13 protein-coding genes are annotated in these 13,349 nt (G+C 62.0%); 3 read left to right on the plus strand and 10 right to left on the minus strand.

The features are described 5' to 3' along the window. Positions 1-851: 851 nt before the first annotated feature. From PSO31014_RS02650 to PSO31014_RS02660, 3 genes are all read left to right on the plus strand, one after another. The gene (locus PSO31014_RS02650) at positions 852-1,178 is read left to right on the plus strand and encodes a hypothetical protein (protein ID WP_150550179.1); all 327 of its coding nucleotides are present in this window, start codon (positions 852-854) and stop codon (positions 1,176-1,178) included. Between the two features lie 447 nt (positions 1,179-1,625). Continuing rightward, entirely contained in the window at positions 1,626-1,937 is a 312-nt protein-coding gene (locus PSO31014_RS02655) for a hypothetical protein (protein WP_017233331.1), read from the plus strand. Between the two features lie 190 nt (positions 1,938-2,127). Continuing rightward, positions 2,128-2,322 carry a rubredoxin gene (locus tag PSO31014_RS02660; RefSeq protein WP_150550180.1) on the plus strand — a complete coding sequence of 65 codons (195 nt, stop codon included), beginning with the start codon at positions 2,128-2,130 and terminating at the stop codon, positions 2,320-2,322. 64 nt (positions 2,323-2,386) lie between these two features. Here PSO31014_RS02660 and PSO31014_RS02665 read toward each other — a convergent pair whose 3' ends face one another. The 10 genes from PSO31014_RS02665 to infC form a co-directional block, all read right to left on the minus strand. Next, complete coding sequence (locus PSO31014_RS02665; RefSeq protein ID WP_240755986.1) at positions 2,387-2,629, minus strand: hypothetical protein; 243 nt, start codon at positions 2,627-2,629, stop codon at positions 2,387-2,389. Between the two features lie 224 nt (positions 2,630-2,853). Further along, positions 2,854-4,437, minus strand: a complete 1,584-nt coding sequence (locus PSO31014_RS02670; RefSeq protein WP_150550181.1) for a sensor domain-containing diguanylate cyclase — start codon at positions 4,435-4,437, stop codon at positions 2,854-2,856. Positions 4,438-4,890: 453 nt separating this feature from the next. Next, positions 4,891-7,119: a bifunctional diguanylate cyclase/phosphodiesterase gene (locus PSO31014_RS02675; RefSeq protein ID WP_150550182.1), complete on the minus strand. Its 2,229-nt coding sequence runs from the start codon at positions 7,117-7,119 to the stop codon at positions 4,891-4,893. A gap of 306 nt (positions 7,120-7,425) precedes the next feature. Further along, complete coding sequence (locus PSO31014_RS02680) at positions 7,426-7,812, minus strand: MerR family transcriptional regulator (RefSeq protein WP_150550183.1); 387 nt, start codon at positions 7,810-7,812, stop codon at positions 7,426-7,428. A gap of 78 nt (positions 7,813-7,890) precedes the next feature. Further along, on the minus strand, positions 7,891-8,283 hold the full coding sequence (locus tag PSO31014_RS02685; protein ID WP_150550184.1) for an integration host factor subunit alpha: 393 nt from the start codon (positions 8,281-8,283) through the stop codon (positions 7,891-7,893). Positions 8,284-8,345: 62 nt separating this feature from the next. Further along, complete coding sequence (pheT, locus tag PSO31014_RS02690; protein WP_150550185.1) at positions 8,346-10,784, minus strand: phenylalanine--tRNA ligase subunit beta; 2,439 nt, start codon at positions 10,782-10,784, stop codon at positions 8,346-8,348. A gap of 86 nt (positions 10,785-10,870) precedes the next feature. Next, entirely contained in the window at positions 10,871-11,884 is a 1,014-nt protein-coding gene (gene pheS / locus PSO31014_RS02695) for a phenylalanine--tRNA ligase subunit alpha (protein WP_017233323.1), read from the minus strand. A 151-nt stretch (positions 11,885-12,035) separates the two neighbouring features. Next, entirely contained in the window at positions 12,036-12,395 is a 360-nt protein-coding gene (rplT, locus tag PSO31014_RS02700; RefSeq protein WP_010806048.1) for a 50S ribosomal protein L20, read from the minus strand. Positions 12,396-12,420: 25 nt separating this feature from the next. After that, entirely contained in the window at positions 12,421-12,618 is a 198-nt protein-coding gene (rpmI, locus tag PSO31014_RS02705; protein WP_150550186.1) for a 50S ribosomal protein L35, read from the minus strand. Positions 12,619-12,794: 176 nt separating this feature from the next. Further along, a complete protein-coding gene (infC, locus tag PSO31014_RS02710) occupies positions 12,795-13,337 on the minus strand; it encodes a translation initiation factor IF-3 (protein ID WP_150550415.1) in 543 nt (180 codons plus the stop codon). Positions 13,338-13,349 lie beyond the last annotated feature (12 nt).

Raw genomic sequence — 13,349 nt, forward strand, 5'->3', positions numbered from 1 at the left:
GCGAAGTGGAATACTGTGATTATATACAGTGGACCGGAAATCGGTAAATTGCTCATGTCATGACCGGAATCGATCCGGATCGGTTCGGGTCCGCGCACGCGTCGATTCTCGGGCTCGCGTTTCGGAACTGCAACACTTGATGAGGGGCCGTCGCGGCAAACGTGCCCGCGTACCTCGACAATCCTCGCAAAATCATCCACTTATCAATTCCGGCACGATATTGGCTTCAGGTTCGTGAAAACGCCGTGCAACCGCTTGCCATGCTCGCGCTGCTCGCGTCCCCAACGATCGCCCCGACGGAGCCCGCCATGCCGCCGAGACACGCTACGCCACAGGTTCCACCTGTTTTCCCGTCCGCCGTCCGACGTGTGACGTTGCTTCGGTTTGGCGTCGTCGCACTCTGTGTGGTGGTGGCATCCGGCGCGCCACGGGTTCATGCCCAATCGATGCCGCCAGCCGGCGCAACACCCACCGACCCCTTTCATCAACCGTGTGTCGCCGTGCGCGCGTCGCCGGAAGCTTCCTCGTCGGGGAGCCGCGGTATGCGCCACGGCGTGGCCGCCCCTCGGAGCATCGCGACGACACCCGCCGCAGGGTACCTGGTACGAAAGCAATACGTCGACCTCGACAACCGCTGCGCAACACCGCCCGCGTTCGCGCCGACACGCGACGTCGACTCAACCTCCATTTGGCATGTAGACGCCCCGGCAGGTGACATGCACGCGGCCGCCAAGCCTTCCGGGACGCGCGCCTTGCGCGGTCTCGCGTTCTGAGCGGCGCCGCACGACGTTTGCTATCCTGCGTCTTTCGCACGCCCACGTCGTTGCGCCCCCAGAGTTTCCGGAACCTCAATGCCCACCAACACACCCGACAGGCCCGACACCACCAACGCATCCGACAAGTCGCGCGGCACCCACCGCTCGCCCGCCGATGCCATGCCCCCGCCGGGCGCGCTGCCACTCGCCTGGATCGGCTTGCTGGGCGCGGCCGCCTGGGTGCTCAAAAGCCCACATCCCACCTGGGCCGTCGGCGTGATGTGTCTTTGCGCCGGCCTGATCTCATCGTTCGGCGCACGTCGTCGCGGACGCAAGGCATGGCCCGCCTTCTTCACAGGCCTGCTCCCCGTTGGCGTCGCCCTGTTCTTCGCGTTGTTGATGTTGCGGCCGCTGCTTCGTTGACAACGTATTGTCAAGTGTTCGTGTGGCTCGCAAGTCGTGACCGGCGCGCCCTTCTCGTTACACACTCAACGACCGATGAGTTACCCACAGCTTCTGTGGATAACCCACTGGATAACCGGGCACTCGCCCGCCGAGACGCCCGCCGTTACACGCTGTCAAGAGGATTGCCCGTTTCGGCGTCAGCATTGGATAAATTTTTTAAGCTTGACGTTTCACCGCGCATCTGTGCGCAGGCAAAACCCTTTGACGTGACGCAAGCCTGCGGGAAATCCCGCCGCAATTCGTGTGAAAAGCGGGGTCCCCGCACGCATGGAAGGGTTCGCAGCACAAGCGAATCGGCCTATGATGGAATTGCGCGATACCTCGCCATGCATGACTTGGGATCCTCGCAGGATCCACACTTCAGTGGCCGCTTCGCTTTCCAGTAACCCCGGGAGAACGTCTCGTATGACCCAATCCGACAAGCCGTCCGTTACCTCCGCCTCATCGCCTGTCGACGCGTCCACGACCGAAGCGGAGCGCGTCCATCTGGACGATTTGCTCGCGCGTCACTCGGTCACGGAAACGGTCGACCGCGCGTCCGTCATCGACTTGATCAACGAGTTGCGCTCGCCTGAAGTGAAAACGGCGGAAGACCGTGATCGGGTCGTCAAGGAAAGCCGCTTGTGGCGGGAAGTGTCGCACCGCGACACCGCCATTTCGCTGATCAATTCGCTCGCGCAGATGGCGCCGATCTTTCTGAACCAGATTCACTGGTGATGGTTGTCGCGCCGGCCGTCGCCGGCGCGATGCGCCTTCTTTCGCTTCAATCCTGATTTGCACGCTTGCCGCGCCGATTCATTGATCTGGATTAACGTTGCTTGCGGACACCCTGGTGGGTGAGCGGGATGTTGCGCCGTGTGTGCCTTACAATGCGGGTCGCTTAAGCGCTTCCTGTTGACCCGACACCATGACGACCACGCTGGACACCCCGACCGAATTCAAGAACTGGATCTGCCTGATCTGCGGATGGATTTACAACGAAGCCGAAGGCGCACCGAACGACGGCCTCGTGGCCGGTACGCGCTGGGCCGACGTGCCCGCCGACTGGCGTTGCCCGGAATGCGATGTGGCCAAGGCGGATTTCGCGCTGTCCGAGTTCTGAGTTTGGTAGCGCCCGCACACGGGGCGCCGAGGCCGGGCGCGACGTCCGCCGGATCGGTGCAAGCTCAATGATGCCAGCCCCATCCGCGGCCCCGGCCGTGCCATCCGCGATCATATCCACCGCCGTAATAGCCACCCGATATCCCGAACGTCACGACCGGCGCGGGCGCAACCGCGTAGCCCGGCGCATAGCCATAACCGTCGTAATAGGCGTTGCCGTACGCTGGCGCGCCATAAGGCACGGCTACGCAGCCGGCCATCATCACGGCGACGGCAGCGCCGCCCGCCAGCCAAAGTAAGCGTTTCACGATGAAGTCTCCCGCATGAGCTGTTCGAGTCGTGCGCGAAGCGGATCGACGCCAGCCCTTCAACGGCTCGTCGAACTTCGTAGCACCCGTTTGACTCGTTAGACATGTATGTTCCCGCGAAATGCGCGCGGGGGACATCATCTTTGGTTACCAAATGTGACACCGGTAACCGTGCGGGCATATGGCGCGGGCAGAGCGCTCGACGAGCGTCGGCGCCCGCGCCATCAGAAAACCCAGCAGCGGTCGCGACCGGCGCGTTTGGCGCGGTACAACGCCATGTCGGCACGCTCGACCATGGTTGTCGGCGAGTCGTCGTCCTGCCACTCCGTGATGCCGAAACTCGCCGAGAAACGCAGCGGGGGCTCACTGCCTTCCACCGATTCGCGCTTGCAGCGCTCGCGAATGCGGTCCGCCACGCGCAGCGCATCGCGCTCGCTCGCCCCCGGCAGCAGAATCGCGAACTCCTCGCCGCCGATGCGGCCGATCAGGTCGTCGCCGCGCAGCGTCGACGAACACACCAGCACAAATCGGCACAGCACCTGATCGCCGATGGCATGCCCATAGGTGTCGTTGATGGACTTGAAGAGATCGAGATCGGCCACGATGAGACTCATCGGCTCGTTCTTGCGTTGCGTACTCTCCAGCAACCGCTCGAAGCGATGGAAGAAGTAGCGTCGCGTCAGGCTGCCCGTTAATTCGTCATAACTGGCTTCGAACGCCAGTTGATGATTGGCGGCGCGCAGCACCTCGTTCGACTGACGCGCTTCGCGATGCTTCACACGCTCACGCCAATAAGTCCAGCCGGCGAGCGTTACGATGATGACGCCGCCCAGATACAGCAAGAAACATAACATCAGGTCCTTGGCATGCTCGCGCGTGAGCGCCTCCCAGGCGTCGACACCCTCCACCGCGTAGACGGTCAGGTCATTGCTCGAACTCGGACGCGACGTGATCACGAACGGCTTCCGGGACTCGTCGAATGCCGACATCCGCTCGAGCAATTCCTGAGGCACCCAGGCGTTCGAGCGACCGGGGGCGCGCTTGAACGGGGAGATGGGCATGCGCGCGAAGTCGTCGTGCTGGTAAAGCGCCATGCGCTCGGCCTCAGACAGCGTGCCCAGCTTGCCATCGAGCATGAAACGATCCTCGAAACGCGGGTCGTTCGCCATGATGACCACGCCATTGCCGTCAACGATGAACGACTCTCCGCTGCCCACCCAATGACGCAATCGCGTGAGTCCGATCTTGGTCATCACGACACCGATCAGCGCGCCCTTGCGATACACCGGGGCGCTGAAATAAAGGCCGGGCGCCTGATGCTCCCAGCCTGCGGCATAACTCTCGAAACGTCCGCCCAACAAGGCATTGGTGACATAGGGCATGTTGGCCACGGACTGCCCGATCGGCGACGGCTCATCGCGGAAATTGCTTGCGGCCACGCACACGCCATTAGCATCGATCAGCCACACCCGGTCAACGCCGAAGTAGCCCTGAGCCCCTTGCAGAAATTCGTTGGCACGATCCACGGTCTCGGGCGCCGGGGCGTCACCCCCCGCCGGCCGCAGCACGTCACGCAGCAAACCGACTTCCGCCAACGTGGCGGGGATGGCGCGCACCATCGCCAGATCCGTGTTGATGGCGTGAATCATGCCGTCAGCAACGCGCTCGGCCACCCTCTGCCCCGCGTCGACGCTCTGAGCGAGTTTGTCGCCGACCAGCGACGTGGCAGTCCTGTCCGCCGCCATCCAGCAGACGACCAGCACGCCCAGCGAGACGCTGGCAGCATAAAGCCAATGCCTTATCCTCATCCGAAAATCAAACGCTCGTTCTAATATTATTCACTTCTTACGTTGGCGAAGTATCCACCGCATTCGTGTCGCGTTTCTGTCATTTCCCCGGACAGAAGTTCTGATCGCGACTGACATCCTTAGTGTCAGCGAATTGCCGCCAAGTCTGGTCTGCGCGTCGAATTCGTTCCTCTATTCTCGATCCACGGCGTGTCGCGCCACGCGCCTTCGGACCCTGACTGCCCTGCATTGTCCACCCCGACAATGGCAGCAGCCCTCGCTTTCCAGCGTAGTGCGCGGCGCACAGTCATCCATTCATGCCGCTCGATTTCATCATGACAACGACTGATTTTATCGCACGCCAACAATAAACTCGCACCGACAAACATCAAATCGCGAATTTACTACGATCGCCTATTTAATCTATTAATTAGCCAAAAACGTCGCTTGTTCGCGTTGTTCCATTAGTCCGCTTTATTCGCAAATACCCAAACGCGCGATGACCGAATCAATCTGTTCGACTTCCACCGGACGGGAGAATAAGTAACCCTGTGCGCAGAGCGGCACGAAATGACGCAGCCAATCCAGTTGCCGCGCATTCTCCACGCCCTCGACAATCAGCTCGATACCCAGCGAGCGCGCAATGTTGACGATGTTCGAAATCATGAGGCATGAACGTGACGAGTCGGGAATCGACTCCACGAATGAACGATCGACCTTGAGCGTGTCGACAGGAAAACGTGTCAGGTAGGACAACGACGAGTATCCGGTACCAAAATCGTCAAGCGCAATGCGCACCCCGGCGCGCTTGAACTGCTTGATCTTCATCTCCACGAGCGCCGGATTCTTGACCATGACCGACTCGGTGATTTCCAGCTCCAGTCGATTCGGCTCGATCGCGTACGCCCTCATGAGACGCTCGACCAGTTCGGCAATGTCGCCGCGCCAGAACTGCACCGACGAGACATTGACGGCCAGTCGCAGCGACGCCATCGGCGTGCCTCGCCACGCCGCCAGTTGACGGCACGCCTGCGTCAGCGCGAACTCGCCGATGGCCACGATCTGCCCCGTCGTCTCCGCCAGGGGGATGAACTCGCCCGCGCTCAGTACGCCCCGATCCGGGTGGCGCCAGCGAATCAACGCCTCCATGCCGCGCACGCAATCGGACTCGAGCGCGACGATCGGTTGATAGGCGAGGAAAAACTCGCCATTGGCCAACGCCTGCTCCATTTGGCGTTCCCACACGACGAGCTGATGCGCCTGATACGTCATCTGCTGTGTATAGACGCGCACCACGCTCTTGCCAGCCTCTTTCGCCGAGTACATGGCTAGATCGGCTTTCTTGATGAGGTCGGCTTCGGTTTCCTCCGGTTTGGACCAGAAGGTCACCCCGATACTCGCGTGCAGCGCGAACGACGTGCCGTCCGCCACCATCGGCGACCTGAGGGTGCCGAGCAGCGTCTCGCCCAGCGGCTCGGCGGCGTCGGTTGCGCCGTTGCCCGTGAGCAGCACCATGAATTCATCGCCGGCAAAACGCGCCAGCATGGCCTCTGGTGGCATGCGCGGGGCAAAGCGCTCGGCCACCTGACGGATGATCTCGTCACCCTGCGTATGACCCAACGTGTCGTTCACGCTCTTGAAATTATCGAGGTCGATGTGCAACAGTGCCACCTTGCCGACCTGCTCGGGCACGGACAGCGCGCGCCGCAACGCCTCCATGAGCGCGTAGCGATTGGGAAGTCCGGTGAGCGCGTCGAACGAAATCAATCGCGTAAGCTGCTGATCCCGTCCGATCAGCCGTTGCATCAGGTAGGCGATGAGCACGAAGAACACGATGAGCGCGACCGACACGAAGGTGGCCATCGTCAAATAGACCCGCGCGACATGCCGATGCTCGGTCAGCGCCTCATCCACCGACAGACCGACCTGAACCGCCAGCGGATAGTCGCGCAAATGGCGGTAAGCCACGATACGTTCGATGCCATCGATGGGATCACGCTGGATACCGGAACGGCGTTGCGCTGCCGAGAACGGCGGCAATTCCCCCGTGCCGGCGATGGCAACGCCGGCGCCGGTGCTGCGCGCGAGCATGGCATCGTCGTCGGCAATGATGGCGACCTCGCCGTATTGGCCCAGCACGGCGTTCGTGTAGAAGTCCGTGGTGAAGTAGTCTGGCGCCTGAGACACGATTACCACACCGGCGAAGCTACCGTCGGGATGATTGAGCCGCCGGGTGAACTGAAGCACCCACTTGCGCGACACGCGCCCAAGCACCGGATGACTGATGAACAGGTTGTCGTTCGAGAGTTCCTGATGCACCCGGAAGTGCTCGCGATCGGCAATGCTGATCCCAACGCCGCCGGCGATCGTCGTGGCCACGATCTTGCCGTTCGCATCGGCCAGACTGACCTGCACCATGAAGGGATCTTTGACCGTTCCTTCGGCGAGCGCTTGCTTCAAATCGAAGTGACCGTGACGTCGCTCGTACTCGTATTTCACGAAACGCGTCAGTTGATCGACCTGACGGATGGCCCGCAACGTATGCTGCTCGAGTGCGGTCGTCACGGTCGACGCCGAGGCGGCCGCGTCGCGCAGAATTGCCTGACGCTCGATGGCGATGCGCCATAGCACCGCCGTCCAGACGAGAATCAGAATCAGGAGACCGAAAATCAGAATCGCGGCGATCGAGCGATGGGGCGTCATCCAACGCCCGTGTCGCGCTCCCGTTGTGCTCGGTTCCGCCATAGGGGGAGATCCTTTCAGCCTTTGTGCCAAAACGCGCAAAGATCGGTGTTGGCCCGGTCGTCAATAGGCTCCAGCGGTCGTCGCCAACGGACGCCATGGTTTCCGGCAAGTGTAAGGCAATCGCGGTGCCCCCGGAAGTCGTTTGGCGTTTCCGCGCTCCGGCAGGGGGACGGGGTGAGCGCGAACACCGCCCCACCCTGCGGCGTGCCATATGTCGGATTACGGATATTTCGGCGACCGCCGCCACCGATGCGTACGCCTTCTTCAGGACTTGAGCAAATCGATGACCGCCTCCAGGCGGTGGCGCAAGTCAACCACGTCGAGGATCGTCTCGGGTTCGGTCAATGCTGCCGACTCGCCCGCGTGCCCCGCAGCCGCGCGGCCGCCACGCGGCGTGTCGGCATCGAGGCGGTTACGCGCACCATTGATGGTGAAGCCCTGCTCATAGAGCAACTCCCGGATACGCCGGATCAGCAGGACTTCATGGTGCTGGTAGTACCGTCGATTACCGCGCCGCTTGACGGGGCGCAGTTGTGTGAACTCCTGCTCCCAATAGCGCAGTACATGTGGCTTGACGCCACACAGCTCGCTCACCTCACCGATGGTGAAGTAACGCTTTGCGGGAATCGGCGGCAAGGCAACGTGATCCATCGCGGCGTTAGCGGAATGGGACGACGGTTAAATTGCGGAGGAAAACCAGTAGCCGCCACAGAATGCGGCGGCAGGGAATTACTTGTCCAGTACGCCTGATTCCACCATCGACTTGAGTTTCTGGCTAGCGTGGAAGGTCACCACCCGACGCGCGGCAATCGGAATCGCCTGGCCGGTTTTAGGATTCCGGCCGGGTCGTTGCGGTTTGTCGCGCAACTGGAAGTTACCGAAGCCGGAGAGCTTGACGCTGTCGCCAGACTCAAGCGCATCGCGGATCGATTCGAAGAAGGCCTCGACCATATCCTTCGCTTCGCGCTTGTTCAGACCGACTTGCTCGAACAGCAACTCGGCCAGTTCGGCCTTGGTCAGCGTCGGCGCTTCGGTCGAGACCTCGTTCGTGTCGCTGCGACCCAGCGCGATGCGCTGCGCCGCGAGCATGGCTTCAAATTCACCAGGATTCATTTCGTTCATACGTCCCACGCGATGGCGATGACAGTGCGATAACCAACTCGCAAGCGGATGTTGACTGAGTTTCAGGCGCGCAAACGTGCGCCGAACCCTTCTACCCGTTGTACCAGTGCGTTGATGGCGCCCTGGACCGTCTCGTCTTGCAACGTACCCGAGGGGTCCTGCAGAGTAACACGAAACGCTACGCTTTTGTCCTGCGCCCCCAGCGAGCCCGAGGCTGCGCCGGCCTTCGGACGGAACTCGTCGAACAGGCGCACCGATTGCACCACGCTGCATGCCGGATCGTCGTCACGCGCGGCCAGCATGGCGTCGATCAGCCCTTGCACCGGCTGCGCCTGATCCACCACCAGCGCGATGTCGCGCGTGACCGGCGGGAACTTCGAGATATCCTCGTAGCTTGCGACATCGCGCACCAGAAGCGCTTCCGCTTCGATCTCGAACAACACCGGCGCATGCGGCAAATCGTACTTCTGTTGCCAGCGCGGATGCAGCTCGCCGATGATCCCGACACGCTTGCCATCGACTTCGATCGCCGCGCTGCGCCCCGGGTGCAACGCCGGGTGCTCGGCCTTCACGAAGCGTGCCGTGCGCGGGGACAACAGCGCTTCGAGATCGCCCTTCACGTCGAAGAAATCAACCTGACGCGTTGCCGCGCCCCACTGCTCGTCGAGCACCGGGCCGTAGGCCAGCGCCGCGACCGTGAGCGGCTGACGGTAACCGCCAACGCTCAGCTCGCCCGAGGCGACCGTATTGTCGCGATGGTAGGTGCGGCCGATTTCGAATACGCGTACACGCGACGCCTTGCGATTCAGGTTGTAGCGCGTGCTCGCGATCAGGCTGCCGATAAGCGTCGAGCGCATCACTGCCAGGTGGCTGGCGATCGGATTGAGCAGCTTGATGGGGTGATCGTTGCCGGCGAAATCGGCTTCCCACTCGACATCGACGAAGCTGAAGCCAACGGTCTCGTGATAATCGCGCGCCGCCACGGCGTGACGCACCGCGTGCTGCGAGCGGCGGCCTTCCTGCGTCGGACGCATTTCGCTCGCGGCGACCGGCGGATTGGCCGGAATGCGATCGAAACCGTAGATGCGCGCAATCTCTTCGATCAGATCTTCTTCGATTTCGATGTCGAAGCGATACGACGGCGGCGTGACGTTGAACACGCCATTCTGCAACGTGAACGGCAGACCCAGGCGCGTGAAGATCGCGCTCATCTCCGCCTCGGAAACCGGCACGCCCAGAATCTTGACGGCACGTGCGACGCGCAGGGCCACGGGCTGACGCTCGGGCAGCTGTGCGATCTGGTCTTCAAGCGGACCGGCCTGGCCCCCGCAGATGTCCAGCACCAGTTGCGTGGCCCGCTCGAGTGCGCGCCCATTGCCGGCGAAGTCGACGCCGCGCTCGAAGCGATGCGAAGCATCGCTCGTGAAGTTGTACTTGCGTGCCCGGCCCTGAATCGCCTGCGGAAAGAAGAACGCGCCTTCGAGGAAGATGTTTTGCGTGTCCAGACCCGCCTTGGTCGAGTCGCCGCCCATGATGCCGGCGAGCCCGATCGGGCCGCTGGCGTCGGTGATGGCGAGCACGTTCTCGTCGAGCGTGACGGTCTGTTCGTTGAGCAGCTTGAGCGTTTCGCCCGCCCGTCCGAAGCGCACGTCGATCCCCCCTTGCAGGCGGTTCAGATCGTAGACGTGCAGCGGCTGGCCCAATTCGAGCATCACGTAGTTGGTGATGTCGACCAGCGCGGAGATGCTGCGCTGACCAGCGCGCTCAAGGCGCTCGACCATCCAGCGCGGCGACGCCGCAGCCGCGTTCACATTGCGGATGATTCGGCCGCCGAAGCGCCCGCAACCTTCCGGCGAGCTGATACGCACCGGCAGCGTGTCGGCGATTGTCGCGGGTTGAGCGCCCTGCCCCGGCAAGTCCTTGAGCGGTGCGCCGGTAATGGCGGAGACTTCGCGGGCGATGCCCAGCAGCGACAGGCAATCCGCTTTGTTCGGCGTGAGCTTGACGACGAACACCGTGTCGTCGAGATCCAGATACTCGCGGATGCTCATGCCGACCGGCGCGTCGTCCGGCAGGATCATCAGACCGCCATGGTCTTCCGAGAGCTTCAGTTCGCGCGCCGAGCACAGCATGCCGAAACTCTGCACGCCGCGTAGCTTGCCGATCTTGATCTGGAACGGAGCGCCGCCGGCCTCGGCCGGGGGCAATGCCGCACCCACGGTCGCGCACGGCACCTTGATGCCCGGCACCACGTTGGGGGCGCCACACACGATGGTGAGCGTCTCGCCGGTGCCGGCATCGACCTGGCAGACGTTCAGACGGTCAGCGTCCGGATGCCGGGCGACGTCGAGCACCTTGGCCACGACCACACCGGTAAACGGCGGGGCAACCGGGTCGGTTTCCTCGACTTCGAGCCCGGACATCGTCAGGGCATGCGCCAACGCGTCCGTCGACAAATCCGGGTCGACCAGGGTACGCAGCCACGATTCAGAGAATTGCATGGATCAGTTCGCTCGCAGTTAAGTCTTCACTTCCGAGAGCCCGGCGGCAGCGGCTTCGCGCGCCTGTCCGGGGCCGTCGGCATCGATTACATGAATTGGCGCAGGAAGCGCAGGTCGTTCTCGTAGAACAGGCGCAGATCCTGCACGCCGTAGCGCAGCATCGTCAGACGCTCCAGGCCCGAACCGAACGCGAAGCCGATATAACGCTCCGGGTCGAGTCCCATGTTGCGCACGACCGTCGGATGCACCTGCCCGGAGCCCGAGATCTCCAGCCACTTGCCGGCGTTCTTGCCGGTTTCGAACTGCATGTCGATTTCGGCGGACGGCTCCGTGAACGGGAAATACGACGGGCGGAAACGCACCTGAATGTCGTCGCGTTCGAAGAACTTGCGCAGGAAATCGGTGTACACACCCTTCAGGTCGGCGAAGCTGATGTCTTCGGCAATCCACAGGCCCTCGACCTGGTGGAACATCGGCGAGTGCGTGGCGTCCGAGTCCACGCGATATGTGCGGCCCGGCGCGATCACCTTGATCGGCGGCTTGTTCATGCGCGCGTACCGCACCTGCATCGGGCTCGTGTGCGTGCGCAGCAGCAACGGCTTGCCGGCGTCGTCGTTCCCTTCGATGTAGAACGTGTCTTGCATCGAGCGCGCGGGGTGGTTCTCCGGGCTGTTCAGCGCCGTGAAGTTGAACCAGTCGGTTTCGATTTCGGGGCCGTCGGCCACGTCGAAACCAATGGAACGGAAAATCTGTTCAACGCGCTCCCAGGTGGTGAGCACGGGGTGCAGGCTGCCAGCGCCCAGGCCTCGGCCAGGCAGCGTGACGTCGACGGCCTCGGCGGACAAGCGCGCGTCGAGCAGCGCGTCGGCCATGGCCTGGCGGCGCGCCTGCAGGGCGCCTTCGATCTGTTGCTTGGCCGCGTTGATCCGTGCGCCTTCATGCTTGCGCGCGTCGGGATCAAGCTTGCCGAGGCCCTTGAGCAACTCGGTCAGTTGGCCGGTCTTGCCAAGAAAGCGGGCTTTCTCGTTTTCCAGCGCGGCGGCGTCGGGAGCGGCGGCGAACGCACGCTGCGCTTCGCTGACGATAAGTTCCAGATCCATATGCTACAGACTCAAGTTAGGCGGTCGGAATGGCCGCAGGTGCCAGCGAAAAAACCAGCGAAAAGGCAAGCGAAAAACAAAAGGGGGCTCCGATGAGAGCCCCCTCCTGGCGAATGGCGCGCGGTAAAACGCGCGATACGCTAACTACAGCTTAGGCTGCGACGGCGGCTTTCACCTGGGCGACAATCGCGGCAAACGCCGGCTTGTCGTTGATGGCCATGTCGGACAGCACCTTGCGGTCGAGTTCGATCGAGGCCTTTTTCAGACCAGCGATGAACACGCTGTAGGTCATACCGTGCTGACGCACACCTGCATTGATACGCGCAATCCACAAGGCGCGGAACACGCGCTTCTTGTTACGGCGATCGCGATAGGCGTACTGCCCGGCGCGCATGACCGCTTGCTTGGCGATGCGGAAGACGTTATTGCGGCGGCCGCGGAAACCCTTGGCAGCAGCGATGACTTTCTTATGGCGGGCCCGTGCGGTGACCCCACGTTTGACTCGAGGCATGTTTCTCTCCTATCTAAGTCGGGGTTTAAGCGAAGGGCAGCATTGCGCGTACGGAGTTCATATCAGACTCATGAACGCCGACGGCACCGCGCAGGTGACGCTTATTCTTGGTGGTCTTCTTCGTCAAAATGTGACGCTTGAAAGCCTGACCACGCTTAACGGTACCGCCAGGACGCACGCGAAAGCGCTTCTTGGCACCGCTCTTGGTTTTCATCTTAGGCATGAAAAACTCCGAGTTTTTAACATGATCACAGGTGTGACGCCAAAATCGCGCCCCTTGTAGAACCCGGGATCACTTGTATTCAGGGTCAGACAACACCCTGCATCACTGCCATGGCCTTGCGGGCCACGGCGGCAATTCCTTGCCGCCCGGCGGTATCGATCGATACCGCCACGGCGTTACTTCTTCTTCGGCGAGATGACCATGATCATCTGACGGCCTTCCATCTTCGGCATCTGTTCCGGCTGGCCGACCTCTTCGAGATCGGACTTCAGACGTTCCAGCATACGAGCGCCGATTTCCTGGTGAGCCATCTCACGGCCGCGGAAACGCAGCGTGATCTTGGTCTTGTCGCCTTCTTCGAGGAACCGCTTCAAATTGCGCAACTTGACATTGTAGTCGCCGTCGTCGGTGCCAGGCCGGAATTTGACTTCCTTGATCTGAACAACCTTCTGCTTCAGCTTGTTCTCGTGCGCTTTCTTCTGTTCCTGATACTTGAACTTGCCATAGTCCATCAGGCGGCACACCGGCGGCTGCGCCTGCGGCGCGATTTCCACCAGATCGACGTCGGCCTCTTCGGACAGACGGAAAGCCTCAGCGAGTTTCAAAATGCCGAGCTGCTCACCGTCGACCCCGGTTAGACGCACTTCAGGCGCAGTGATTTCGCCATTGATGCGATGCGCTTTATCGGTAGCGATGTTGCTTATCCTCGAAAAAAACAAAAAATTTAGCCG

Origin of the sequence: Pandoraea soli (assembly GCF_902459595.1) — a bacterium.
In the GTDB taxonomy this organism is placed as follows: Bacteria; Pseudomonadota; Gammaproteobacteria; order Burkholderiales; family Burkholderiaceae; genus Pandoraea; species Pandoraea cepalis.